24 protein-coding genes and 1 other RNA gene are annotated in these 23202 nt (G+C 69.3%); 18 read left to right on the top strand and 7 right to left on the bottom strand.

Annotation, left to right across the window (positions count from 1 at the left end; all coding sequences use genetic code 11):
• Nucleotides 1-9 precede the first annotated feature (9 nt).
• From FHS00_RS10860 to queE, 5 genes are all read left to right on the top strand, one after another.
• A complete protein-coding gene (locus FHS00_RS10860; RefSeq protein WP_183473034.1) occupies nt 10-606 on the top strand; it encodes an exopolysaccharide biosynthesis protein in 597 nt (198 codons plus the stop codon).
• Between the two features lie 69 nt (nt 607-675).
• Nucleotides 676-2739: an NAD(+) synthase gene (locus FHS00_RS10865; protein WP_183473037.1), complete on the top strand. Its 2064-nt coding sequence runs from the start codon at nt 676-678 to the stop codon at nt 2737-2739.
• Between the two features lie 94 nt (nt 2740-2833).
• On the top strand, nt 2834-3532 hold the full coding sequence (queC, locus tag FHS00_RS10870; protein ID WP_183473053.1) for a 7-cyano-7-deazaguanine synthase QueC: 699 nt from the start codon (nt 2834-2836) through the stop codon (nt 3530-3532).
• On the top strand, nt 3532-3888 hold the full coding sequence (locus tag FHS00_RS10875) for a 6-pyruvoyl trahydropterin synthase family protein (protein ID WP_183473056.1): 357 nt from the start codon (nt 3532-3534) through the stop codon (nt 3886-3888). The genes queC and FHS00_RS10875 overlap by 1 nt, the downstream gene beginning before the upstream one ends.
• A complete protein-coding gene (gene queE / locus FHS00_RS10880) occupies nt 3885-4604 on the top strand; it encodes a 7-carboxy-7-deazaguanine synthase QueE (protein WP_183473059.1) in 720 nt (239 codons plus the stop codon). Before FHS00_RS10875 ends, queE begins: the two co-directional genes overlap by 4 nt.
• Nucleotides 4605-4607: 3 nt before the next feature.
• Here queE and FHS00_RS10885 read toward each other — a convergent pair whose 3' ends face one another.
• Nucleotides 4608-5486 (bottom strand): dihydrodipicolinate synthase family protein, encoded by an 879-nt coding sequence (locus tag FHS00_RS10885; protein WP_183473062.1) that lies wholly within the window; start codon nt 5484-5486, stop codon nt 4608-4610.
• Between the two features lie 176 nt (nt 5487-5662).
• Here FHS00_RS10885 and FHS00_RS10890 point away from each other — a divergent pair, with 176 nt between their 5' ends.
• The 12 genes from FHS00_RS10890 to FHS00_RS10945 all read left to right on the top strand — a co-directional run bounded on the left by FHS00_RS10890 (nt 5663) and on the right by FHS00_RS10945 (nt 18909).
• Nucleotides 5663-6664 carry a cytochrome c oxidase subunit II gene (locus FHS00_RS10890; protein WP_183473064.1) on the top strand — a complete coding sequence of 334 codons (1002 nt, stop codon included), beginning with the start codon at nt 5663-5665 and terminating at the stop codon, nt 6662-6664.
• Nucleotides 6661-9231 (top strand): cytochrome c oxidase subunit I, encoded by a 2571-nt coding sequence (gene ctaD / locus FHS00_RS10895; protein WP_183473067.1) that lies wholly within the window; start codon nt 6661-6663, stop codon nt 9229-9231. The genes FHS00_RS10890 and ctaD overlap by 4 nt, the downstream gene beginning before the upstream one ends.
• 11 nt (nt 9232-9242) lie before the next feature.
• Nucleotides 9243-9665, top strand: coding sequence for a hypothetical protein (locus FHS00_RS10900; protein ID WP_183473070.1), 423 nt, complete (start codon nt 9243-9245; stop codon nt 9663-9665).
• On the top strand, nt 9662-10270 hold the full coding sequence (locus FHS00_RS10905) for a cytochrome c oxidase assembly protein (RefSeq protein ID WP_183473073.1): 609 nt from the start codon (nt 9662-9664) through the stop codon (nt 10268-10270). Before FHS00_RS10900 ends, FHS00_RS10905 begins: the two co-directional genes overlap by 4 nt.
• On the top strand, nt 10267-11418 hold the full coding sequence (locus tag FHS00_RS10910) for a c-type cytochrome (protein ID WP_183473076.1): 1152 nt from the start codon (nt 10267-10269) through the stop codon (nt 11416-11418). The genes FHS00_RS10905 and FHS00_RS10910 overlap by 4 nt, the downstream gene beginning before the upstream one ends.
• Nucleotides 11419-11526: 108 nt before the next feature.
• Nucleotides 11527-12744 carry an ABC transporter substrate-binding protein gene (locus tag FHS00_RS10915; protein ID WP_183473079.1) on the top strand — a complete coding sequence of 406 codons (1218 nt, stop codon included), beginning with the start codon at nt 11527-11529 and terminating at the stop codon, nt 12742-12744.
• The gene (locus FHS00_RS10920; protein WP_221188792.1) at nt 12716-13573 is read left to right on the top strand and encodes an ABC transporter permease; all 858 of its coding nucleotides are present in this window, start codon (nt 12716-12718) and stop codon (nt 13571-13573) included. The genes FHS00_RS10915 and FHS00_RS10920 overlap by 29 nt, the downstream gene beginning before the upstream one ends.
• Nucleotides 13570-14367, top strand: coding sequence for an ABC transporter permease (locus tag FHS00_RS10925; RefSeq protein WP_183473082.1), 798 nt, complete (start codon nt 13570-13572; stop codon nt 14365-14367). The genes FHS00_RS10920 and FHS00_RS10925 overlap by 4 nt, the downstream gene beginning before the upstream one ends.
• Nucleotides 14364-15401, top strand: a complete 1038-nt coding sequence (locus FHS00_RS10930) for an ABC transporter ATP-binding protein (RefSeq protein ID WP_183473085.1) — start codon at nt 14364-14366, stop codon at nt 15399-15401. Before FHS00_RS10925 ends, FHS00_RS10930 begins: the two co-directional genes overlap by 4 nt.
• A gap of 90 nt (nt 15402-15491) precedes the next feature.
• A complete protein-coding gene (locus FHS00_RS10935; protein ID WP_183473088.1) occupies nt 15492-16247 on the top strand; it encodes a cytochrome c biogenesis CcdA family protein in 756 nt (251 codons plus the stop codon).
• Nucleotides 16248-16312: 65 nt separating this feature from the next.
• Entirely contained in the window at nt 16313-17542 is a 1230-nt protein-coding gene (locus FHS00_RS10940; protein WP_183473091.1) for a hypothetical protein, read from the top strand.
• The gene (locus tag FHS00_RS10945) at nt 17539-18909 is read left to right on the top strand and encodes a cytochrome P450 (RefSeq protein WP_183473101.1); all 1371 of its coding nucleotides are present in this window, start codon (nt 17539-17541) and stop codon (nt 18907-18909) included. The genes FHS00_RS10940 and FHS00_RS10945 overlap by 4 nt, the downstream gene beginning before the upstream one ends.
• Before the next feature lie 106 nt (nt 18910-19015).
• Here FHS00_RS10945 and FHS00_RS10950 read toward each other — a convergent pair whose 3' ends face one another.
• The 6 genes from FHS00_RS10950 to ssrA form a co-directional block, all read right to left on the bottom strand.
• A complete protein-coding gene (locus FHS00_RS10950; RefSeq protein ID WP_183473104.1) occupies nt 19016-19234 on the bottom strand; it encodes a ribbon-helix-helix domain-containing protein in 219 nt (72 codons plus the stop codon).
• The gene (locus tag FHS00_RS10955) at nt 19227-19400 is read right to left on the bottom strand and encodes a DUF4169 family protein (RefSeq protein ID WP_183473107.1); all 174 of its coding nucleotides are present in this window, start codon (nt 19398-19400) and stop codon (nt 19227-19229) included. Before FHS00_RS10955 ends, FHS00_RS10950 begins: the two co-directional genes overlap by 8 nt.
• Nucleotides 19397-20797 (bottom strand): class II fumarate hydratase, encoded by a 1401-nt coding sequence (fumC, locus tag FHS00_RS10960; RefSeq protein ID WP_183473110.1) that lies wholly within the window; start codon nt 20795-20797, stop codon nt 19397-19399. Before fumC ends, FHS00_RS10955 begins: the two co-directional genes overlap by 4 nt.
• 77 nt (nt 20798-20874) lie before the next feature.
• Nucleotides 20875-21318 carry an SspB family protein gene (locus tag FHS00_RS10965; RefSeq protein ID WP_183473186.1) on the bottom strand — a complete coding sequence of 148 codons (444 nt, stop codon included), beginning with the start codon at nt 21316-21318 and terminating at the stop codon, nt 20875-20877.
• Between the two features lie 55 nt (nt 21319-21373).
• A complete protein-coding gene (locus FHS00_RS10970; RefSeq protein WP_183473113.1) occupies nt 21374-22096 on the bottom strand; it encodes a DUF1194 domain-containing protein in 723 nt (240 codons plus the stop codon).
• A gap of 75 nt (nt 22097-22171) precedes the next feature.
• Nucleotides 22172-22527: a transfer-messenger RNA gene (gene ssrA, locus FHS00_RS10975) on the bottom strand.
• 101 nt (nt 22528-22628) lie between these two features.
• Between ssrA and FHS00_RS10980 the strand changes: the two genes are divergently transcribed.
• On the top strand, nt 22629-23180 hold the full coding sequence (locus tag FHS00_RS10980) for a GNAT family N-acetyltransferase (RefSeq protein WP_183473116.1): 552 nt from the start codon (nt 22629-22631) through the stop codon (nt 23178-23180).
• The last annotated feature ends 22 nt before the right edge of the window (nt 23181-23202 follow it).

Below are 23202 nucleotides of genomic sequence, written 5' to 3' on the forward strand. Positions count from 1 at the left end.
AGCAGCTATATGGGCGCGCAGTCACACGCCGTCGAGGATATTCTCGACCGACTGGAGCAGGAGGGCCGGGACGATGACCGCGCCACGGTCGGCGACGTGACCGGGGCGCTGGGCGATCGCGGCTTCGGGCCGTTCCTCTTCGTCCCGGCGCTGATCGAGATCTCGCCCATTGGCGGCGTTCCCGGTGTGCCCACGCTGCTGGCGCTGATCATCGCGCTCTTCGCCGTGCAGATCGTCATGGGCCGGGACGAGATGTGGTTGCCCGGTTTCCTCGAAAGGCGATCGGTCTCTGGCGACAAGCTCGCCAAGTCGGCCGACAAGCTGCGCGGGGTGGGCCGCTGGCTCGACCGCTGGTTCCATGGCCGGCTTGAGGCACTGACCACCGACAAGGTCGCCCGGATCGCCGGGATCGCGGTGCTGTTGCTCTGCCTGACGGTGCCGCCGCTGGAACTCGTCCCCTTCGCCTCGACCGCGCCGATGGCGGCCATCGCGGCCTTCGGCCTCGCGATGACGCTGCGCGACGGGCTGCTGATGGCGCTTGGCTTCGTGCTGAGCCTCGTCGCGGTCGGCGTGGGATTTGGCATGATCGGCGGGGACGGCGGCTGAATCCTCGGGCTGGCGCATCCGGCCCGGGGGCGGCATTGTCACCCCGCCCGCAACGCAGGAGATTTCGACGTGACGCGCAACCGCAAGGGCCCCGGCGCCTTCCATTCCCTGCACCGCCACGGTTTCGTACGGGTCGCCACCGCAACGCCGCGGGTGCGGCCCGCCGATGTCGCCTTCAACCGCGACGCGGTGATCGCCGAAGCGCGGCGCGCGCATGACGCTCGCGCCGATCTGGTGGTGTTTCCCGAGCTGTGCATCTCCTCCTACGCGATCGACGACTTGCACATGCAGACCGCGCTGAACGACGCGGTGGAGACAGCGCTGGAGGCCGTGGTCGAGGCGAGCGCGAAACTCTCGCCGGTGCTGTTGGTGGGCGCGCCGCTGCGGCACGAGGGGCGGCTCTACAATTGCGCGGCGGTGATTTCGCGCGGGCGCCTGCTCGGCGTGGTGCCAAAGAGCTTCCTGCCAAACTACCGCGAATTCTATGAAAAGCGCTGGTTCGCCGAGGGGCGCGGCGTCACCGGGCGGACGATGCGGCTCGGCGAGAAAGAGGTGCCCTTCGGCACCGACCTGATCTTCGAGGCCGAGGATCTGCCGGGGCTGATCTTCCACACCGAGATCTGCGAGGATTTCTGGGCCCCGGTGCCGCCCTCGAGCCAAGCGGCGACCGAGGGCGCGCTGATCCTCACCAACCTATCGGCCTCGAACATCGTGATCGGCAAATCCGACGACCGCCACGTGCTGTGCCGCAGCCACGGCATGCGCAGCTTCGCGGCCTATGCCTACTCGGCGGCGGGACCGGGCGAGAGCACCACCGATCTGAGCTGGGACGGGCAGGGCGCGGTCTACGAGATGGGCGATCTTCTCGCGCAATCAGGCCGCTTCGACGTCGAGCCCGAGCTGTGCATGGCCGATGTCGACACGCAGCGCCTGCTCAACGAGCGGATGCGCACCGGCACCTTCGACGATGCCGGCAAGGGCCAGGCGCCGGTCTTCCGCCGCATCCGGTTCGACCATCAGCCGCATTTCGAGGATGCCGGGCTCTTGCGTCCGATCCGTCGCTATCCCTACGTGCCCAATCGCGAGAGCCATCTCGATCTCGACTGCTACGAGGCCTTCAACATCCAGGTCGAGGGGCTGCGCCGCCGGATGGAATCGATCGGCAACCCGAAGCTGGTCATCGGCATCTCGGGCGGGCTCGACAGCACCCACGCGCTGATCGTGGCGGCCAAGGCCTGCGACCGGATGGGCCTGTCGCGCGAGACGATCCTCGGCTACACCATGCCCGGCTTCGCCACCGGCGACGCCACCAAGTCCAACGCGTGGAAGCTGATGCGCGCGATGGGCATCGAGGCGGCCGAGATCGACATCCGGCCCGCCGCACGGCAGATGCTCAAGGACATGGATCACCCGTTTTCGGGGGGCGATCCGGTCTATGACATCACCTTCGAGAACGTGCAGGCGGGCCTGCGCACCGACTACCTGTTCCGGCTCGCGAACCAGAATGGCGGCATCGTCGTGGGGACGGGGGATCTGAGCGAGCTGGCGCTGGGCTGGTGCACCTATGGCGTCGGCGACCAGATGAGCCATTACAACGTCAATTCCGGCGTGCCCAAGACGCTGATCCAGTACCTGATCCGCTGGTCGATCCAGTCCGGGCAGTTCGACGACGCGGCCACCACCGACGTGCTGCAGGCGATCCTCGATACCGAGATCTCACCCGAGCTGGTGCCGCAATCCGAGGAGGAGGAGCTGCAATCGACCGAGGACCGGATCGGGCCCTACGCGTTGCACGACTTCTTCCTGTTCCACACCATGCGTTACGGGCTGCCGCCCTCCAAGGTGGCCTTCCTCGCCTGGCACGCCTGGCACGACGCCGAAAAGGGGCTCTGGCCGATCGGTTTCCCGGAGGAAAAGCGCCGCGCCTACGATCTCGCGGAGATCCGCAAATGGCTGGAGGTCTTCGTCTCCCGCTTCTTCGGCTTCGCGCAGTTCAAGCGCTCGGCCATGCCCAACGGGCCCAAGGTCTCGGCCGGAGGCTCGCTCAGCCCGCGTGGTGACTGGCGCGCGCCGTCGGATGCCAGCGCCGCGGTTTGGCTGGAGGAGCTTCGCGAAAACGTGCCCGAAGGCTGATCTTTCCCGTCCCGCCCGGATGCGTTAGACGGGGCCGCCCGGAATGGTCCGGACACCGGTCGCAGCCTACCCGGTCAAAACAAGGACGGATAAGATGAAAACCTATGTGATCTGCTCGGGCGGGCTCGACTCCGTGTCGCTCGCCCACAAGGTCGCCGCCGAGCACGAGCTCGCGGGACTGATTTCCTTCGATTACGGCCAGCGCCATTCCAAGGAGCTGGACTTCGCGCGGGCCGCGGCCGACCGTCTCGGCGTGCCGTTCCACCTGATCGACATGCGCTCGATCGGCGCGCATCTGTCGGGCTCGGCGCTGACCGACGATGTCGAGGTTCCCGACGGGCATTATGCCGAGGACACCATGAAGACGACCGTCGTGCCGAACCGCAACGCCATCATGCTCGCCGTGGCCTTTGGCCTGGCGGCGGCGCAGAAGGCCGACGCGGTGGCCACCGCCGTGCATGGCGGCGACCACTTCATCTACCCCGATTGCCGCCCGGCCTTCATCAAAGCTTTCGATGCGATGCAGAAACAGGCGCTCGACGGCTATGCCGATGTGCGCCTCTACACCCCCTTCGTGCACGCGCCGAAATCCGCGATCGTCACCGAGGGCGCGAAGCATGGCACGCCCTTTGCCGAGACGTGGTCCTGCTACAAGGGCGGCGACCTGCATTGCGGCCGCTGCGGCACCTGCGTCGAACGCCGCGAGGCGTTCCACCTCGCCGGGGTCGAGGACCCGACCGAATATGCCGATCCGGATTTCTGGGTCGAGGCCGTCGAGCGGGGGGCGAAGTGATGTACACGATCACCAAGGAGTTCCACTTCTCCGCCTCTCACCAGCTGTGCAACCTGCCGGGCGATCATCCCTGCGCGCGGCTGCACGGGCACAACTACATCGCTGAGGTGGAGCTGCGGGCCGAGAAGCTCGACGAGAACGGCTTCGTGCTCGACTACCGCGCGCTCGACCCGCTCAAGCGCTGGATCGACGACACGCTCGACCATCGGCACCTCAACGAGGTGTTCGGCCATGACGGCGTGACCTCCGAGGTGCTGGCGCGCGAGATCTTCGACTGGGCGCATGCGCGCTGGGCGCAGGTCAGCGCGGTACGCGTGTCGGAGACGCCCAAGACCTGGGCGGAATACCGGCCGTGAGCGTGCTGCGCGTCTCCGAGATCTTCGGCCCGACCATTCAGGGCGAAGGCGCGCTGATCGGCCAGGCGACGGTGTTCGTCCGCCTGGGCGGCTGCGACTACCGCTGCTCGTGGTGCGACAGCCTGCACGCGGTGGAGAGCGAATACCGCCACACCTGGGCGGCGATGGAGACCGAGGCCGTCTGGGACCGGATCGCCGAGCTGTCCGGCGGGCGGCCGCTGACGGTGACGGTCTCGGGCGGCAACCCGGCGATCCAGGATTGCGGCCCGCTGATCGAGCGGGGGCGCAGCCTGGGCTACCGCTTCGCGCTGGAAACCCAAGGTTCGGTGGCGCGGGACTGGTTTTCGCGGCTGGAGCCACTGGTGCTGTCGCCCAAGCCGCCCTCATCGGGCGAGACGCCCGACTGGGCACGCTTCGACGAGTGTCTCGCGGCGGCGGGCGACGCCGAGGCGATCCTGAAGATCGTCGTGTTCGACGAGACCGATTACCTCTGGGCCCGCGACGTGGCCGGTCGTTACCCGCAGCTCCCGGTCTACCTGCAGCCCGGCAACCACACCCCGCCGCCGCCCGAGGCCGAGGATGCCGAGATCGACATGGACGGCATCACCGACCGCATGGACTGGCTGGTGAGCCGGACGCTCGCAGATGGCTGGTTCGAGGCGCGCGTGCTGCCGCAGCTGCACGTGCTGATCTGGGGCAACAAGCGCGGCGTCTGAGGCTCAGCCGATGGCGCCGAGCGCCGCTTCCAGCCGGGGCAGGGCGGCCTCGGGGATGGGCAGGACGGGGCGCGGCGGGTCGCAATCCGCCAGCCCCATCAGCCGGGCGATGCCGAACATGACGCGGAAGCTGCCATATTCGCGAAACAGCGCCCAGAGCGGCGCGAAGCGGTCCTCGGCCCTTGTCCGTCCGGCCTGCGCGGCGGCGGCAAGCTCCATCACCGGGCCGGGCAGCAGCCCGGCCGCCACCGCGAACCACGCATCCGCTCCTGCCGCCAGCGCCTCGGCCCCGATCCAGTCGCCGCTGTAGCCGATGGCAAAGCCCTCGGGCAGCGCCGCGCGCAGCCGCGCGAGATCCTCTGCCACGGCACCCGGGGGCGGCGGCATCTTGACCGCCGCGACATTGGGCACCTCAGCCAGCCGCGCCAACAGCGCGTCGCCGAAGGTGAAGCCCGTGGTCGCAGGCGTGTTGTAGACGCAAAGCGGCAGCCCGATCGTACCGGCCACGGAGGCATAATGAACCTGCACCTCCGCTTCGGTCAGCGGCGTGTAGGAGACCGGCGCCATCAGGAGGCCCTGCGCCCCCGCCGCCTCGGCCTCGCGCGCCAGCGCCATGGCCGTGTCGGTCCGGATCGCGCCGACATTCACCACCAGTGGCACCGCGCCGCCCAACACCTCGGTCGCCACGGCGAGCACCCGGCTCCGCGTCTCGGGCGTCAGATAGGCGTAGCCGCCGGTGCTGCCGAGCAGCCCGACCGAGCCGACCCCCGCCATGCGCAGCCGGTCGAGCATCACCGCCAGCGGCGCCTCGAGCACCCGGCCCGCCGCATCGGTCGGCGTGATCGGAAAGGCCATAAGCCCTTGGAACGGCGTGTCGGTCATGGCGGTCCTCCCTCGTATCGGCCCGCCGACTAGGCCCGGCAGACGGGGCTCCCGCAAGGGCGATCCGAAGGCGCGCGCGGGAAAATCCTGCGATCGGCACATATTCCTCGCCACGCGGTTGACCCGCAGGCGCGGCGCGCTCTCATTGTCGTGACCTGCCGCCTGACGGACCATTCATGACGCCCACGCCGCGCCCTGCGCGCCCTCGATACCGCCATGCCCTCTGGCTCGCGCCGCTGCTTCTCGCCGCCTGCGAAGGGCGGCAGTCGGCGCTGGTGCCGGCGGGTGAGGATGCGCGCATTCTGGGCGATCTGTTCTGGGTGATGCTGATCGGCGCGGTGCTGCTGTGGATCGGCATGAACGGGCTGTTCTACTGGGCCACCCGCCGCAGCCCGGCACCGCATTCGCAGACCCTCGCGAACTGGCTGGTCATCATCGGCGGAATCCTCTTTCCGACCGTCACGCTCGGCGCCTTGCTGGTCTATGGCCTGTCGATCATGCCCGACCTGCGCGCCACCGGCGACGGGCCGGTGATCCGCGTCACCGGCGAGCAGTGGTGGTGGCGCGTCGAATACGAGCGCGCCGACGGCACGACCGTGACCACCGCGAACGAGATCCGGCTGCCCGCGGGCGTCCGCTCGACCTTCCTCCTGGACAGCAAGAAGGTGATCCACTCCTTCTGGGTCCCCAGCCTGGGCGGCAAGATGGACATGTTCCCCGGCCGGGTGACCGAAATGACGCTCGGCCCCGAACGGCCCGGCATCTATCGCGGCCAATGCGCCGAGTTCTGCGGCGAGAGCCATGCCTGGATGGCCTTCGAGGCGGAGGTGATGGAGCCCGAAGACTTCGATGCCTGGCTCGAGGCCGAGGCCGCCGATGCCATGCCGCCCGAGGGCGATCTCGCCCAGCGCGGCGCGGCGCTGTTTCTCGCGCAGGGCTGCGGTGCCTGCCACGCGGTGCGCGGCACGCCTGCCGTGGGACGGGTCGGCCCGGATCTCACCCATGTCGGTTCGCGCCATTCGCTCGCCGCCGGACGGCTCGGCACCAGCGCCGAGGATTTCGTCCGCTGGGTCGCCAATCCGGGCGCCTGGAAGCCGGGCGCCGAGATGCCCGCCTATGCCCATCTGAGCGACGCGCAGCTCGCCGCGATCGCCGCCTATCTCGAGGGGCTCGAATGACCGACCGATCCATCCCGGCGGGCGAGCTTGCGCCCGAGGGCATCTATCCCCCGACCGAGGAGATGCTGCGCGAGCCGGTGCCCGAGGAGGTGCAGCGCGGCCAGAAGGAGCGGCTCGCCCGGGTGTGGAAGACGCCGGAGGGCTGGCGCTACTGGACGGCGGTGAACAACTCCGAGGTGGGCGTCTGGTACACGATGACCGCCTTCGTCTTCATGCTCATCGCCGGGGTAATGGCACTGTTGATGCGGCTCCAGCTCTGGGTGCCGGAGAACGACCTGATCTCGGCCGACCTGTTCAACCAGCTCTTCACCATGCACGGCTCGGCGATGATGTTCCTCTTCGCCGTGCCGATGTTCGAGGCGATCTCGATCCTGCTGCTGCCGGGGCTTCTGGGCGCGCGCGACATGCCGTTCCCGAGGCTCTCGGCCTATGGCTACTGGAGCTTCCTGATCGGGGGCGTCTTCGTGATCGGCTCGATCCTGTTCTCGGCCGCGCCCAAGGCGGGCTGGTTCATGTACCCGCCGCTGGCCACGCTGGAGTTGGGCATCGGCTCGGACATCTGGCTTCTGGGCCTGTCCTTCATCGAGGTGGCCTCGATCGCCGCCGCCGTCGAGCTGATCGTCGGCGCGTTGAAGTGCCGGCCCCCCGGCATGCGCGTCAACGTCATGCCGCTCTACGCGTGGTACGTGCTGGTCGTGGGCGGCATGATCCTTTTCGCCTTCCCGCCGCTGATCGCGGGCGATTTCCTGTTCGAGCTGGAGCGCAGCTTCGACTGGCCGTTCTTCGACCACACCCGCGGCGGCGATCCGATGCTGTGGCAGCACCTGTTCTGGATCTTCGGCCACCCGGAGGTCTACATCATCTTCCTGCCCTCGATCGCCATCGCCGCGATGATCGTGCCGACCGTCGCGCGGCGGCCGATCCTGGGCTATTCGTGGATCGTGCTGTCGGCGGTGGGCACGGGTTTCCTGAGCTTCGGGCTCTGGGTGCACCACATGTTCACCACCGGGCTGCCGAACATCTCGCTCGGGTTCTTCTCGGCGGCTTCCGAGGCGGTGGTGATCCCGACCGGCATCCAGCTCTTCGCCTTCGTCGCGACGCTGATCGCGGGCCGGGTGGTGATGACCCTGCCGATGCTGTGGATCGCGGGCGCGCTGGCGATCTTCACCGCCGGCGGCCTGACCGGCGTCATGGTCGCGATCGCGCCCTTCGACTGGCAGGTGCACGACACCTACTTCATCGTCGCCCACCTGCATTACACGCTGTTCGGCGGCATGGTGTTTCCGGTGATCGCGGGGGTCTATTACTTCTTCCCGTTCTTCCGAAAGAAGATGCTGTCGGACCGCCTCGGCCGCTGGGCGTTCTGGCTGATCTTCACCGGCTTCAACATCACCTTCCTGCCGATGCACCTCACCGGCCTCTTGGGCATGCCGCGCCGGGTCTATACCTACCCGGAGGGCCTGGGCATCGACTGGCTCAACCAGATCTCGACCGCGGGCTCGTTCATCGTTGCGGCGGGCTTCGCGGTGTTTGCCTGGGACATCGTCCGCCCCAAGAAGAACCAGCCGCAGATCGAGCGTAATCCATGGGGCGCCGGCACGCTGGAATGGAGCCACGAGGTGCCCGAAGCCAAGTGGGGCGTGCGCTCGATCCCGCACATCACCTCGCGCTATCCGCTCTGGGACCAGCCGGAGATCGTCGAGCGCATGGATGCGGGCCGGTACTATCTCCCCGATGCCGAGGAGGGCCTGCGCGAGACCATCGTGACCTCCGTGATCGACGCGCGCCCGATCCAGGTGCAGCGGGTCACCGGGCCCGCCTACATCACCATCTGGGCGGCGGCCTTCACCGGCGGCGCCTTCATCCTGCCGACCTTCCACATCTACGGCCCCGCCATCGTCTCGGCGGCCTTCGCGGTGGTCTGCATCCTCTACTGGCTCTGGACCTCGACCGCGCGACCGCCGGAGAAGGACATGAAGGATGTGGGCCTCGGCCTCAGCCTGCCGACCTATGCGGCGGGACCGCAGGCGGTGGGCTGGTGGGCGGTCTGGATCACCATGCTGGGTGATGCCACCGCCTTCGCCTCGCTGGTCTTCGGGGTGTTCTTCTACTGGACCTCGAACACAGCCTTCCCGCCGCCGGGCGCCGAGCACGCATCCGGCTATCTTGTGGCGCTGGCGACGGCGGCCTTCGCCGCCGCCTGGGCGCTGACGCGCGGCGCGCGGGGGCTGAACCGGGCCGGACGCGTCGGCCTCGCGCGCGGCGCGCTGGCGCTGGCGCCGCTGATGACGCTGGCGGGGATGGGCGGCTTCATCCTCTCGGTGCTCGATCTCGACCCGACCAGCCATGTCTACCCGGCGATGATGTGGGCGCTGATGGTCTGGATCGTGGCGCATGGGCTCGTCGGCACGATCATGCAGGGCTACTGCCTCGCCGGGTCGCTCTTCGGCAAGCTCACGCCGCGCTATGACGCGGATCTGTGGAACGTCACGCTGTTCTGGCACTTCCTCGGGCTGACCGCGCTGGTGACCGGCGCGATGATCGGCCTCGTGCCGCGGCTGATGTGAGGGAGGGGCGCATGGATCGCAGCGATCACGACCGGCAGCCGCACCCGCGCGAGGACGAGCACGAGTTCGCCGAGGAGCGCGAGAGCCTGTGGCGGATCACGCTGGGGCCGACGATCTGGGCCTTCCACTTCGCGATCAGCTATGCCGCCGTCTCTGTCTACTGCTTCCGCTTCGAGCGGATGTTCGAGATGGGCTGGCTGCGCGCCGGCCTGATCGCGATGACGCTGGCGATGCTGGTGGCGATCGCCTGGATCGGCTGGCGCGCCTTCCTGCGCTGGGACGTGCGCGGCACGGGCGAGTTCTCGAATCCCGAGGGCAGCGCCGAGGACCGGCACCAGTTCCTCGGCCATGCCGGCTTCCTGCTGGCATTGGTGTCGTTTATCGGCGTGGTCTACGACACGCTGCCGCTGATCCTGCTGGGGTCGTGCCGATGAAGCGGGCCTTCCCGGCAGCCGCGGCCATCCGTCCGGTGCCGCTGGTCCTCGGGCTGGGGCTCTTGGCGGCGGTCTGGGTGGCGCCGCTGCCGATGTGGCTCGGCTCGGCCTTCGCGGGGCACATGGCGCGGCACATGACGCTGGTGGCGCTGGCCGCGCCGCTTCTAGTGCTGGGATGGCCCGCCCTGGGCCGGGCGCTGGCGCTGTCGCCGCTGATCGCCGCCGTGCTCGAATTCATGGTGGTCTGGGGCTGGCACCTGCCGCGCCTGCACGCGACGGCGCATCATTCGCAGCCCGTCTTCGTTCTCGAGCAGGGGAGCTTCCTGCTGGCCGGGCTGGTGGTCTGGGCCGGCTGCCTGCGCGCCGCGCATCCCCTCGCCGGGGCGGGGGGGCTGCTGCTGACCTCGATGCACATGACGCTTCTGGGTGCGCTGCTGATCCTCGCGCCGCGCGACCTCTACGCCGCGCAACTCGGGTTGCTGCCGCAGCTGTCCGCCCAGCAGGTGGGCGGCATGATCATGCTCGGCATCGGCACGCCGGTCTATCTCGTGGCGGGGCTCGTGCTGACCGCGCGCGCCGTCAAGGAAAGGGAGATCGCGGCATGAAGCAGCGGACGCGGACGGTCCTCTACACCCTCGGCGCGCTCGGTCTCGCAGGGGCGGTGGCCGGCGGTGCCACCGTCGCGCTCGGCCTCTATAACGTCTCGGCCCGGGCCGGGCATTTCGCACCGGTCTACTGGGCGCTGCACACCACCTATCGCAACGCGGTCGAACTCTATTCCGGGGCGCCGGAGACCCCGGCGCCCAACCTCGACGACCCGGCGCTGATCGAGCTCGGCGCGCGGCATTTCGAGACCGCCTGCGCCATGTGCCACGCCGTGCCGGGCCAGACCCGCAGCGCCACCGTGCGCGGGATGAACCCGGTGCCGCCGCATATCGAGGAGGCGGTTGGAACGTGGGACCCCGAGGAGCTTCACTGGATCCTCTACGAGGGCGTGAAGATGTCGGGCATGCCGCAATGGCCCTCGGTGCGCGAGGACGACGTCTGGGCCGGCGTCGCCTATCTGCGCGCGATCCAGAACGGCGCGGTGACGCCCGAGCAGCAGGCCGAGCTGACGGCGCGCGAGGAGACGGACGGTCCGGAGGGCGCGGCCTTCTGCGCCGGCTGTCACGGCGGTACCGAGGCGCATGTGCCGCGGCTCGACATCTTCGACGCGGACTACATCGAGGCGGCGCTGCTGGCCTATCGCGAGGGGCGGCGACAGAGCGGGATCATGCAGCACGCGGCCAGCCTGACCGACCCGGAACAGCTCCGCGAATTGGCGGTCTGGTTCGCGGAAGAGGTGCCTGCGCCCGAACGGCGGCGTCACGAGGCCTCGGTCGAGACGCTGGAGACCGGCGCGCAACTGGCGCGGGCGGGCGATGACGACGTGCCGGCCTGCACCGCCTGCCACGGCCCTGGCCCGCGCGACCTGTCGGGTTTTGGCGGCGAGGTGCTGGAGGGGAAGTTCCCGCCGCTCGCCGGGCAGGACGAGGCCTATCTGATCACCCAGCTCCGGCTGTGGCGCGACGGCGTGCGCGGCGGCACCGAGGCACATGATCTGATGCGCGTCGCGGCGCAGGAGCTGGAGGAGGCGGAGATCGAGGCGCTGGCGGCCTGGTATGCCGCGCTCGACCCTGCCACCGGAGAGCTGGCGCCGGGTGAAACCGGTGCCTCCGCGCCGAACCCGCTGCGCCAAGCCTCCGATCACTGAAACTGTTGCGAAGCCTGACATTTTGGTGTGTTGCGGCCGAGAGGCGGTGCAGGCAGTAAGCTGCAGGGACCGGGCACCGCAGCCCGGAGGCATCGCTGGGAGGGCGGCATGACGCGGATGATGACGGCAATCGGGGCGCTGCTGATCGCGGGCACCGCGCAGGCGCAGGACGGCGACGTGCTGCTCGCGATGAGCTGGGACGAGATCGTCGAGACCGCGCGCGGCGGCGAGGTCAACGTCTTCATGTGGGGCGGCGCCGACACCATCAACGCCTATGTCTCCGATCATATCGGCGGCATCCTGGCGGATGAGTACGACATCACCCTCAACCGCGTGCCGCTGGCCGACACGGCCGAGGCGGTCAACATCGTGCTGGGCGAGGTCGAGGCCGGGGCCGGCATGGACGCCGGTGCGGTCGACATGATCTGGATCAACGGCGAGAATTTCCGCACCATGAAGCAAGGCGATCTCGTCTGGTGCGGCTATGTCGACAAGCTGCCCAATGCGAGCCTCGTCGATTTCGAGAACCCTGCCATCGCCAATGATTTCGGGGTCCCGGTCGAGGGTTGCGAAGTGCCGTGGAGCCGGGTGCAGTTCGCCTTTGCGCATGACACCGCCCGCACGCCGGAGCCGCCGCGCTCGATCCCCGAGCTGCTCGACTGGATCGAAGCCAATCCCGGCCGCTTCACCTATCCTGCGCCGCCCGATTTCACCGGCGCGGCCTTCGTGCGCCACGTCTTCACCCATGCGGCGGGCGGGGCGGACGCGCTGGTCGGCCCGTTCGATCAGGAAAAGTTCGACGCGGTGGCGGCGGACACCTGGGAAATCCTGAACGGCATCGAGCCGCATCTTTGGCGCGAAGGGGTGACCTACCCGACCTCGATCACCCAGCTGCAGCAGATGTTCGCCAACCAGGAGGTGGACCTGTTCTTCACCTATGACCCGGCCGAGATCGGCACGGCGGTGGAGAACGGCATCTTCCCCGAGACCGCGATGTCCTATGGGCTGAGCGACGGCACACTGGCCAACACCAACTACATGGCGATCCCCGTGAACGCTGCCAACAAGGCGGCCGCGATGGTCACCCAGAACCTGCTGCTGTCGGGCGAGGCGCAGCTCGAGAAGGCCCAGCCCGAGATCTGGGGTGCGGCCGCCGTGATCGAGCCGTCGCGCGCCTCGGCCGAGGTGCAGGAGGGTTTCGCGACGCTCGAACGCCACCCCTCGGTGGTTCCGGTCGAAGAGCTGGGGCAGGCGGCGCTGCCCGAGCTTACCCCCGACTGGACCCGCGCGATCGAGGATGGCTGGATCCGCAACGTCGGCAATTGAGGTGATCGGGCGCGGGCATCCATGGCTGTCGCTCGCGCCCGCGCTTTGCGTGATCGCGGTGCTGTTCGGCGGCGGCCTCGTGCTGGGGCTCGCGGGCTCCCTCGGCATGGGGCGCGGCGGCGTCAGTTTGGACGCGTGGATCGCGGTGCTGTCGGAAGGGCGGGTCTGGCGTTCGCTCGGCCTGTCGCTCTGGATCGCCTTCGCCTCGACCGCGCTTGCCTGCCTCATCGGTCTCGGCGCCGCGCTGCTGCTGCGCCGCCGGTTTCCGGGGCAGGGGCTGGCGCGGCTGCTGTTCCAGATCAACCTGACCATCCCGCACGCGGTCGGCGCGCTGGGCATCCTGTGGCTGCTGTCGCAATCTGGCTTCGTCTCGCGGCTGTCGGCGGGCGCCGGGCTGATCGACGGTCCGGCCGGGTTTCCGGCGCTGACGCAGGATCGTTTCGCCATCGGCATCATCGCCCATTACGTCTGGAAGGAGGTGCCCTTCATCGGGCTGATCCTGCTGGCCAACATGCAGTCGCTTGGTGACGATCCCGAAAGCGCGGCACGGTCCCTTGGCGCGTCGCCCTTCGCGGCGATGCGGCTGGTGCTCCTGCCGCTGCTGATGCCGGCGCTGATCCGTGCGGGCGCCATCGTCTTCGCGTTCTCCTTCGGAGCGTGGGAGGTGCCGGTGCTGTTGGGCCAGAGCGCGCCCGTGGCTCTGCCGGTGCTGGCGTGGCAGCGCTTCACCGATCCCGACCTCGCGACACGGCCAGAGGCGATGGCGATCGCGATGCTGATCGCGCTGGTGGCGGCGCTGCTCATTCGCGTCGCGATGGTGCGGCGATGAGCGCGCGCTGGCGGCTGGTGCTCGGCCTCATGCTGGTCGTCGCGTCCATGGCGCCGCTGCTGCCGCTCGGGCTGTGGTCGGTGGCGCGGGGCTGGTACTTTCCGCAGATCCTGCCCGCCACATGGACGCTGGAGCCCTGGGCGCGGGCGCTGTCGCCACGCTCGGACATCCCCGAAGCCTTCGTGACGACCACCGCCATCGCGCTCGCGGCGGCAGCGCTGTCGCTGGTCTTGGGCATTCCTGCGGGGCGGGCGCTGGGGCTTTACCGCTTCCGCGGCAAGGCGCTGGTCGAGCTGGCGCTGCTGGCGCCGGTGATCGTGCCGGGCATCGCCGTCGGGCTGGGCATCCACGGCGTGTTCCTGCGGCTGGGCCTGACCAATTCGGCGCTGGGGGTGGTGCTGGTGCATCTGGTGCCGACGCTGCCCTATGTGGTCTTCGTGATGTCGGGCGTCTTCGCCAATTACGACGCCGCCGCCGAGGCGCAGGCGCGCAGTCTCGGCGCCCGGCCGCTGCAGGTGCTGTGGCACGTGATGCTGCCGGCGATCGCGCCGGGCGTCGCGGTGGCCGGGCTCTTCGCCTTTCTCGTGTCGTGGTCGCAATACATCCTGACGCTGACCATCGGCGGCGGGCGGGTGGTGACGCTGCCCCTGCTGCTCTATGCGCAGGCCGGTGCGGGGCGCAACGACCAGGCCGGGGTGCTGGCGGTGCTGAGCCTCGCGCCCGGTCTCGTCATCCTCGCGCTGGTGGCGCGCCGGATCACCGGGCGCGGCGTGATGATCGGAGGCGCGGGATGACAGGATTGACGCTCGATCGGCTGTCGTTGCGCCATCCCGGCGCGGCGCGGCCCGCGCTGGAGGAGCTGTCGCTCGAGATGGCGCAGGGCGAGATGCTCGCGCTGCTCGGCCCCTCGGGCTGCGGCAAGACCACGGCGCTTCGGGTCGTCGCGGGACTGATCCAACCGGATTCCGGCGACGTGCGCTTCGACGGAGCATCGGTTCTGCACCTTCCGCCCGAACGGCGCGAGGCGGTGCTGGTGTTCCAATCGGGCCAGCTTTTCGCCCATATGGACGTGGCCACCAATGTCGGCTTCGGGCTGCGGATGCAAAGACGGCCCCGGGCCGAAATCGCGGAGCGCGTCGCCGAGGCGCTCGACCAGGTTCAGCTGCGCGACCTCGGCCATCGCCAGCCGCACGAGCTGTCGGGCGGGCAGCGGCAGCGCGTGGCGCTGGCCAGGGCGCTGGTGCTCAAGCCCGGCCTGCTGCTGCTCGACGAGCCGCTGTCGTCGCTCGACGCCCATCTGCGCGGCGAGATGCGCGGGCTGATCCGCAGGCTGCAGCGCGAAACCGGCATCACCACGCTGGTCGTGACCCACGACCAGGAGGAGGCCGCGGTGCTGGGCGACCGGGTGGCCCTTATGCTGGGCGGCCGCATCCGCCAAGTCGGCGCCGGCGCGGCGCTTTGGAACCGGCCCGCCGATCTCGACGTGGCGCGCTTCTTCGGCGGCTGCAACTTCATCCCCGGCCGGTCGGCCGGCGGGCGGTTCGACTGCGCGCTGGGCCAGCTCGCGCTGCCGCCGGGGGCGCCCGAGGGCGAGGGCTGCCTGACCTTGAGACCCGAGGCGATCGAGCCGGGCGAGGGGCCGAACGCGGTGACGGTGCAGGTGCTCGAGACACGGTTCGAAGGGCTGCTGACCCGGATCACCGCCGAGGCGGGCGGCCTGCGGCTCGAGGCCCTGATGCGGGCGGGCGCGGCGCGCGGCGCGGCACCGGGGCGCGCGCTGCGCTGGCGGCTGCCGGCCGAGGCGCTCTGGGTGCTGCCCGGTGTCTGACCCTGACACATTGCCGCACGACCAAGTGAGAGCGCCGGCAGTGACGCGGCGCGGCGCGACTGCTAGCCTCGCGGCTTACAAGGAGGCCCGATGTTCTCAGCCGAAATGATCCTCGACGCGACCCTGCTGCCGGCGATGATGATCGCCCTGTCGGCCGGGCTGCTGTCATTCCTCAGCCCATGCGTTCTGCCGATCGTGCCGCCCTATCTCGCCTATATGGGTGGGGTGTCTGTAACCGAGCTGTCGGCGCCGGCGCGCGATAGGCGGCGGGTGATGACCGCGGCGCTGTTCTTCGTTCTGGGCCTGTCGACGGTGTTCCTGCTGCTCGGGGTCGCCTTCTCGGCGCTGGGCCGCGCGCTGCTGCAGTTCCAGGACTGGTTCAACCTGATCGCCGGGGTCACCATCATGGTGTTCGGCGCGCATTTCACCGGCGTGATCCGCATCCCGTTCCTCGATCGCGAGGCGCGTCTTTCGGGCGGCGACCGCGGCGGATCGGCCTTTGGCGCCTACGTGCTGGGGCTGGCCTTCGCCTTTGGCTGGACGCCGTGCCTCGGTCCGATCCTCGGCACCATCCTCGGTCTCGCCGCGACCGAGGCCGACGTCACGCGCGGGGCGCTGCTGCTGGCGATCTACGCCGCCGGGCTGGGCATTCCCTTCCTGCTCTTCGCCGCCTTCTTCCCGCGCCTGACCGGCGTCATGGGCTGGATGAAGCGGCATATGGGCCGGATCGAGCGGACCTCGGGACTGCTGCTGTGGACGGTCGGCCTGATGATGCTGACCGGGCAGTTCTCGGATTTCAGCTTCTGGCTGCTCGAAACCTTCCCGGCGCTGGCCGCGCTCGGCTGACGCCCCGGATGGGCCTTATGGACGCCCGTTTCCTCCTCTAGTCTGGGCCCGAGAGGAGAGCGGCGATGGATGGATCGACTACCGGGCGGGTGCGGCGGCGGATCGTGTTCTACGTGCCGGGCTTCGATCCCATCCACCCAAGGCGCTATCGCGAGCTCTACCGCCGCGAGGCGGCGGCGCAGGCGGAAATCTCGGACATCGACATCACGTTGTCGGCGGCGCAGGGGCGCCGTTTTGGCTGGGACGTGACGGCGCGGATCGAGGGCGCCGAGGTGCGCTCCGAATTCGAGGTGCTGGTCTGGTCGGACATCGTGCGTGACCAGATGCGCGGCGGCGTAGCCGCGACTTATCTCCAGCTCCTGCGCACGGCCTGGACCTATATCGGCTCGGGCGCGCTGCGCCGATTGATGCGGCTGCGCAAGGGGCCGGTGATCGCCGCGCTTTACCCGGTGGCGATGCTGCTTATGCAACTTGGCCTCGCGCTGGCCGCGGGCGCGCTGGCGGGGCGCGCGGCGGCTTGGGGCGCGACGCGGCTGGGGGTGCCGGGTGTGATCGCCTACTGGCCCGTGCTGGTGGCAGTCTGCTGGGCGCTGCTGGAGTGGTTCCGGCGCCACGATCGCCGCTTCTTCGCCTATTACCTGATGCATGACTACGCCTTCGCCGCGCGCTGGGGCGGGGCCAACCCGGACGCGCTCGAGGCGCGGCTGGCGCTGTTCGAGAACCGGATCGCGGCGGCGCTGCGCGAGGACGTGGACGAGGTGCTGGTAGTGGGTCACTCCTCCGGCGCCCATCTCGCCGTCTCGGTCCTGTCGGACCTCATCCGTGCCGGGCGGCGGCCCGAGGGCGGGCCGAGCCTCGGCTTCCTGTCGCTGGGGCAGGTTGTGCCGATGATGTCCTTCCTGCCGCGCGCGGCGCGGCTGCGCGCCGACCTCGCCTATCTGAGCGCGCGGGACGAGCTTGCCTGGGTCGACGTCACCGCGCCGGGTGACGGCTGCGCTTTCGCGCTATGCGACCCGGTGGCCGTGTCAGGCGTGGCGCCGGACCATCAGCGCTGGCCTCTGGTGATCTCCGCGGCCTTCACGCAGACGCTCAGCCCGGCGCGCTGGCGGGAACTGCGCTGGCGCTTCTTTCGGCTGCACTTCCAGTATCTTTGCGCCTTCGACCGGCCCGGCGATTACGATTATTTCCGCGTTACTGCCGGTCCGCTGACGCTGGCGGACCGCTTCGCGGGGCGCGCCGCCTCGCGTTCCGCGATCCGCCGCGCCCTGTCGCCGCACGTCACCACCGCCGCATGAGCCCGCTGCCGCCCAAACCGGTGCCGCGCGCGGCCCGGGTGTCGCTGTGGCGACATCTGCGGCTGTTCAGGGCCGACATTCTCTCGGCCCAGCCGGCGCGGCTCTACCGCGCCTGGATGGCCGATTTCCGCACGCCGTTCTTCCGCTCGGTGATGGTCAACGACCCGGCGCTGCTGCGGCTGGTGCTGAAGGAGCGGCCGCGCGACTTTCCGAAATCCGACCGGATCGCCGCCGGGCTGCGGCCGCTTCTCGGCCATTCGGTCTTTCTCACCAATGGCGAGCAATGGGAGCGGCAGCGGCGGATCATCGACCCGGCGTTTGAGGGCGGACGCCTGCGCGAGAGTTTCGCCGCGATGCTGGCCGCCGGGGAGGCGGCCGCCGCGCGGCTCGCGCCGCTGGCCGATGGCCGTCCGGTCGAGATCGAACCGCAGGCGAGCCATGCCGCAGCCGACGTGATCTTTCGCACGCTGTTCTCGATCCCGATCGAGCACGAGGTGGCGGCCGCCACCTTCGCCGCCTTCCATGCCCATCAACGCAGCCAGCCGCTGCTCAATCTCGCGGCCTTCGTGAAGGGGCCGGGCTGGATGCCCCGGCTGCATTCGCGCCGGACGCGGGCCACAGCGCGCGAGATCCGGGCGCTGATTGCTAGGCTGGTCGAGGCGCGGGCGCGGGACATCGCCGAAGGCCGCGCGCCATCGGACCTCGCCACCAAGATCATGACCACGCCGGACCCGGAGAGCGGAGAGACCTTTTCCTCGGCGGAGATGGTCGATCAGGTGGCGATCTTCTTCCTCGCCGGGCACGAAACCAGCGCAGCGAGCCTGGCCTGGACGCTCTATCTGCTCGCAACGCATCCCGAGTTACAGGAGCGCGCCGCCGAGGAGGCGAGGGGGTTCGACGGGACGTTCTCGGCGCTGTCGGGGCTGAGGCTGATCCGCGACGTCACGCGCGAGGCGCTGCGGCTCTACCCGCCGGTGCCGATGATGGTGCGCGAGATGACGCGCCCGGAGCGGTTCCGCGACCGGGCGCTCGGACGCGGCACGCAGGTGGTGCTGTCGCCATGGCACCTGCATCGGCACGAACGGCTCTGGCGCGATCCGGACGTCTTCGATCCCGATCGCTGGAGCAGGCCCGAGGCCAGGGAGAGCGCCCGTGCCGCCTACATGCCGTTCAGCGCCGGTCCCCGCGTCTGTCCCGGCGCGGGCTTTGCCATGGCCGAGGCGGCGGTGCTGCTGGCGGCGCTGCTGCGGCGCTATAGCTTCGAGCCGGTCGAGGGCGACGTGCCGGTGCCGGTGGCCCAGCTGACGGTCCGATCGAAAGGCGGGATCAGGTTGCGGGTGACCGAGCGGGGTCAGGGAAACCCCTGAGGTCTGCCAGTTCGTAAGCGGGGAAAGGGGCGGCGTGCGGCGGGGTGCGCGGTCCAAGTCGGCCAATTCTGGCAGGGCGGCCAGGCCTCGACCCGGCGCGTCGCCCTCAGCGTTGCATGAAATGCCGGAGCACGAAGACCCGGATCGCCGAGGCGAGGCCGACATCGCCCCGGGCCTCGTCGATCTCGGCCGCCAGCCCGTTGATGGTTCGCCCCTCGGTCGCGGCGATGTCGCGGAAGGCGCGCCAGAACACGTCTTCCAGCGAAACGCTGGTGCGGTGCCCGTGCAGCGTCAGCGATCGCTTGACCGGGCGCCCGTCACTCATCGCGGCGATGCTGGTCGAGCCGCTTCGCCGCCGCCTCGGCCTCGGCAGCGTCGCGGGTCTTCTCGGCCTTGGAGCGGCCGAACTTCGCGGCGTTGACGTCGGCGCGGGCCCGCTTCTCGGCCCGCGCCTTCTGCTTCCTGAACTGGTTCAGGTTCACCGGCTTCATTTCGGGCCGATCATCTCCTCGGGGCGCACCACGCGGTCGAAGGTCTCGGCATCGACGAAGCCGAGGTTGATCGCCTCTTCCTTCAGGGTCGTGCCGTTCTTGTGCGCGGTCTTGGCGACCGTGGTGGCGTTGTCATAGCCGATGGTCGGCGCCAGCGCGGTGACCAGCATCAGGCTCTCGCGCATCAGCTTGCCGATCCGCTCCTCGTTGGCTTCGATGCCCGCGACGCAGTTGTCGGTGAAGGCCACCGCCGCATCACCGATGAGCTGCATCGACTGCAGCACGTTGTAGGCGATCATCGGCTTGTAGACGTTGAGCTCGAAATGGCCCTGCGACCCGGCGAAGCCCACAGCCGCATCGTTGCCCATGACATGGGCGCAGACCTGCGTCAGCGCCTCGCACTGGGTCGGGTTGACCTTGCCGGGCATGATCGAGGAGCCGGGCTCGTTCTCGGGCAGCATCAGCTCGCCCAGGCCGCAGCGCGGGCCGGAGCCCAGGAGGCGGATGTCGTTGGCGATCTTGAACAGCGAGCCCGCGACCACGCGCAGCGCGCCCGACATCTCGACCATCGCGTCATGCGCGGCCAGCGCCTCGAACTTGTTCGGCGCGGTGACGAAGGGCAGGCCGGTGATCTTCGCCATGTTCTCGGCCACGGTCTCGCCCCAGCCCTGCGGCGTGTTGAGCCCGGTGCCGACGGCGGTGCCGCCCTGCGCCAGCTCGTAGATCGCCGGCAGCGCCGCCTTGACGCGGCGGATGCCCATCGCGACCTGGTGGGCGTAGCCGCCGAACTCCTGGCCCAGCGTCAGCGGCGTCGCGTCCATGGTGTGGGTGCGGCCGATCTTGATGATGTCCTTGAACGCCTCGGCCTTGGCAGCCAGCTCGGCGTGCAGCTTTTCCAGCCCCGGCAGCGTCACGTCGCGCGCGGTGGTGGCGACGGCGATGTGCATCGCGGTCGGGAAGGTGTCGTTCGACGACTGGCCCATGTTGACGTGGTCGTTGGGATGCACCGGCTCCTTGGAACCGATCGTGCCGCCGAGGATCTCGATGGCGCGGTTCGAGATCACCTCGTTGGCGTTCATGTTCGACTGGGTACCCGAGCCAGTCTGCCACACGACGAGCGGGAAGTGGTCGTCGAGCTTGCCCGCCACGACCTCGGAGGCGGCCTGGATCATCGCGTCGGCGAGCTTCGGATCGAGCTTGCCGCGGGCCTTGTTGGCCTCGGCGCAGGCCTGCTTGATGACGCCCAGCGCGCGGACGATCGCCACAGGCTGCTTTTCCCAGCCGATCGGGAAGTTCATGATCGAGCGCTGGGTCTGCGCCCCCCAATAGCGGTCCGAGCGGACCTCGAGCGGGCCGAAGCTGTCGGATTCGGTGCGGGTGGGGCTGGTCTGGCTCATCGCGATCTCCCTGGTATGCAGTCGCATGCCATCTACCGCGTGGGCCGCCCTCTGGGCAATCGTCTAAATGCCGGCGCTCAGGACTTGCGGAAGCTGTCGAGGCTGACGACCTGGGCGGCGCCCTTCTTCGCGGGCTCCTCCTCGGGCTCGGCCATCTCCTGCATCGGGGCCTCTTCGTCCTCGTCCTCTTCCTCGTCGTCCTGCGTCTCGAAGCGCAGGCCGAACTCGACCGAAGGGTCGACGAAGGTGCGGATGGCGTCGAAGGGGATGTAGAGCGGCTCGGGGCTGTCGCCGAAATTCAGGGTGATCGAGAAGCCCTCGGAGGTGACCGAGAGACCGTCGAACCAATGCTGGATGACGATGGTCATCTCGCCCGGATAACGATCGGACAGCCAGTCGGCGATCTCCACGTCGGGATGCATGGTGTCGAAGGTGATGAAGAAGTGGTGCTTGCCCGGCAGGCCTTCGGCCGCGACGCGCGACAGCACCTCCTGAATCAGCCCGCGCATCGCCCGATGCATGAGGTTTCCATAGTCGATCGAGCGATTGGCAGGCCGGGTCACGTTGCGTCATCCTTTAACGTTCGGGCCAAGCATAGGGGATTCGATGCTGGATGAAAGGGGGTCCGGCATCCTGTGGCGGCGCGAGCCCGCCGATGAGCTGAACCAGCTCCCGGCGCAGTTTCAGCCGGATCGCGCGCGGGTAGTCCCGGTGGCCCCGCGCGGTGATGACGAAGCCGTCCCGCGTGGCGACACGATTGCGGTAGAAGCCGGTGATGGCGAGGCCGAGGCTCTCGATCGCGAGCCCGTTGACGGTCACGCCCATCGCCTGCGCCCGGCGCTGCGCCGCGCCGACATCGCCGCCGTCATTGGGGGTGCCATCGCCCGAGACGTCGACCACACGGCGATGGCAGGCGGGCGCGACGGCAAAGAGGTCGAGCGCGGCGTCGAGCGCTTCGGCCGGGGCGGTGCCGCCCATGACGAAGGCGCGCGGCGTGGTCCGGACCGAGGTGGCGAGCGCCATGAGCGCGGCCCGGCCGCGCGGTTGAACCCAAGGCTGTGTAACGACCTGCTGGCGCGAATCCGACCATTGCAGCACCGCGATCGCGACCTGTCCCGAGAGCACGGCCTCGGCCACCACCGGATCGGTCAGCGCGTCGGCCAGCCCGTCGACCTGCAGCCGGTACTCGGCCTCATCGACGGAGTTCGACACGTCCATCGCCAGCACCAGCGCCGTGTCGCAGGCGCCTGCCATAGCGGGCCACAGCGCGCAGCCGAGGGCGAGGAACAGCCGGAGCATGACCCATGCTGCACCGGGCCGAGGCGCGGCGGCAAGCGTCTTGTCCAGTCAGGGTGAATCTCGGCGGAGGGAGGAAGTGCAGGCTTCTGTTGCCAGGTGCCTGCGAACCCCGCCTTACGCGGCTAGGCGCAAGGGCTTAAGTTTCGGCGGACCGAGACTGCTTAAGCAGCCACAGCCATTGCCGGAGCACGGTTGTCGTTGGCAACTGTACATATCGGACCGATAACGGTGGTACCTCACCGGGACAAAGCCATCCTCTTTACACGTTCGTCGATCCTATTTCGGCCCCATCTGCCCCCAACGAGGGATGATTGGTGGAGCCGCCGGGTACCGCCCCCGGGTCCGATCCGCTTATTACAGGCGCGTTTATGTCCATAGTTCCACGAGGGAACGGGTCGAATATAGGTGCGGGCGCGGGCGATGAAAAGGGGGGCGGGACCGAAAGCCTTGGCTCTCGTCGCGCCGGGTCGCATCGCGTTCCGGCATGCGCATTTCGGTGGCCGCGATCCGCACGCGCCGGTAGCTTGACCGGATGAACGAGACATCCGCTCTAACCATCCGCGCGGCCGAGCCGCGCGACGCGGCGGCGCTGACCGCGATGACGAACCTGCCCGGCGTGCGGCACGGCACGCTGCAACTGCCATTCGGCCCCCATGCGCGGCTCGAGCAGAGGCTGGCGGCCGGCCGCGAGGATCATCTGCTGGTCGGGGTGACCCGCGACGCGACCGGCGCCGAAGAGATCGTGGCCCATGGCGGGCTGTTGCCTCGCCAGAGGCGCAGGGCGCATGTCGGCGAAATCCTCCTGATCGTGCATGACGATCATGTCGGCCGGGGCCACGGCACCGCGATGCTGCGGGCGCTTCTCGACCTTGCCGATCACTGGCTCGGGCTGCGCCGCCTCGAACTCGAGGTGAACACCGACAACGTGGCCGCGATCCGGCTCTACGAGCGGCACGGATTCGAGATCGAGGGCACCAAGCGGGGCGACACGCTACGGGCGGGCGAGCTGATCGACTGCCACATCATGGGGCGGCTGCGCCCGGCGCCGCGTCTGGCACAGACCCCCGTGTCGGACGTTCGGTGACCGGGGCCGCGATCGCGGCCCC

This window comes from Limimaricola variabilis (genome assembly GCF_014195545.1).
Classification (GTDB): Bacteria; Pseudomonadota; Alphaproteobacteria; order Rhodobacterales; family Rhodobacteraceae; genus Limimaricola; species Limimaricola variabilis.

What these genes read in the sequence shown, in the direction of transcription:
- FHS00_RS10925 (WP_183473082.1), top strand. Translation starts at nt 13,570, where the DNA reads ATGAGCGCGCGCTGGCGGCTGGTGCTCGGCCTCATGCTGGTCGTCGCG.
- FHS00_RS10920 (WP_221188792.1), top strand. Translation starts at nt 12,716, where the DNA reads ATGGCTGGATCCGCAACGTCGGCAATTGAGGTGATCGGGCGCGGGCAT.
- FHS00_RS10955 (WP_183473107.1), bottom strand. Translation starts at nt 19,400, where the DNA reads ATGAAGCCGGTGAACCTGAACCAGTTCAGGAAGCAGAAGGCGCGGGCC.
- fumC (WP_183473110.1), bottom strand. Translation starts at nt 20,797, where the DNA reads ATGAGCCAGACCAGCCCCACCCGCACCGAATCCGACAGCTTCGGCCCG.
- FHS00_RS10885 (WP_183473062.1), bottom strand. Translation starts at nt 5,486, where the DNA reads ATGACCGACACGCCGTTCCAAGGGCTTATGGCCTTTCCGATCACGCCG.
- FHS00_RS10890 (WP_183473064.1), top strand. Translation starts at nt 5,663, where the DNA reads ATGACGCCCACGCCGCGCCCTGCGCGCCCTCGATACCGCCATGCCCTC.
- FHS00_RS10940 (WP_183473091.1), top strand. Translation starts at nt 16,313, where the DNA reads ATGGATGGATCGACTACCGGGCGGGTGCGGCGGCGGATCGTGTTCTAC.
- FHS00_RS10970 (WP_183473113.1), bottom strand. Translation starts at nt 22,096, where the DNA reads ATGCTCCGGCTGTTCCTCGCCCTCGGCTGCGCGCTGTGGCCCGCTATG.
- FHS00_RS10875 (WP_183473056.1), top strand. Translation starts at nt 3,532, where the DNA reads ATGTACACGATCACCAAGGAGTTCCACTTCTCCGCCTCTCACCAGCTG.
- FHS00_RS10860 (WP_183473034.1), top strand. Translation starts at nt 10, where the DNA reads ATGGGCGCGCAGTCACACGCCGTCGAGGATATTCTCGACCGACTGGAG.
- ctaD (WP_183473067.1), top strand. Translation starts at nt 6,661, where the DNA reads ATGACCGACCGATCCATCCCGGCGGGCGAGCTTGCGCCCGAGGGCATC.
- FHS00_RS10910 (WP_183473076.1), top strand. Translation starts at nt 10,267, where the DNA reads ATGAAGCAGCGGACGCGGACGGTCCTCTACACCCTCGGCGCGCTCGGT.
- FHS00_RS10905 (WP_183473073.1), top strand. Translation starts at nt 9,662, where the DNA reads ATGAAGCGGGCCTTCCCGGCAGCCGCGGCCATCCGTCCGGTGCCGCTG.
- FHS00_RS10900 (WP_183473070.1), top strand. Translation starts at nt 9,243, where the DNA reads ATGGATCGCAGCGATCACGACCGGCAGCCGCACCCGCGCGAGGACGAG.
- queC (WP_183473053.1), top strand. Translation starts at nt 2,834, where the DNA reads ATGAAAACCTATGTGATCTGCTCGGGCGGGCTCGACTCCGTGTCGCTC.
- FHS00_RS10965 (WP_183473186.1), bottom strand. Translation starts at nt 21,318, where the DNA reads ATGCATCGGGCGATGCGCGGGCTGATTCAGGAGGTGCTGTCGCGCGTC.
- FHS00_RS10915 (WP_183473079.1), top strand. Translation starts at nt 11,527, where the DNA reads ATGACGCGGATGATGACGGCAATCGGGGCGCTGCTGATCGCGGGCACC.
- FHS00_RS10950 (WP_183473104.1), bottom strand. Translation starts at nt 19,234, where the DNA reads ATGAGTGACGGGCGCCCGGTCAAGCGATCGCTGACGCTGCACGGGCAC.
- FHS00_RS10945 (WP_183473101.1), top strand. Translation starts at nt 17,539, where the DNA reads ATGAGCCCGCTGCCGCCCAAACCGGTGCCGCGCGCGGCCCGGGTGTCG.
- FHS00_RS10930 (WP_183473085.1), top strand. Translation starts at nt 14,364, where the DNA reads ATGACAGGATTGACGCTCGATCGGCTGTCGTTGCGCCATCCCGGCGCG.
- FHS00_RS10935 (WP_183473088.1), top strand. Translation starts at nt 15,492, where the DNA reads ATGTTCTCAGCCGAAATGATCCTCGACGCGACCCTGCTGCCGGCGATG.
- FHS00_RS10980 (WP_183473116.1), top strand. Translation starts at nt 22,629, where the DNA reads ATGAACGAGACATCCGCTCTAACCATCCGCGCGGCCGAGCCGCGCGAC.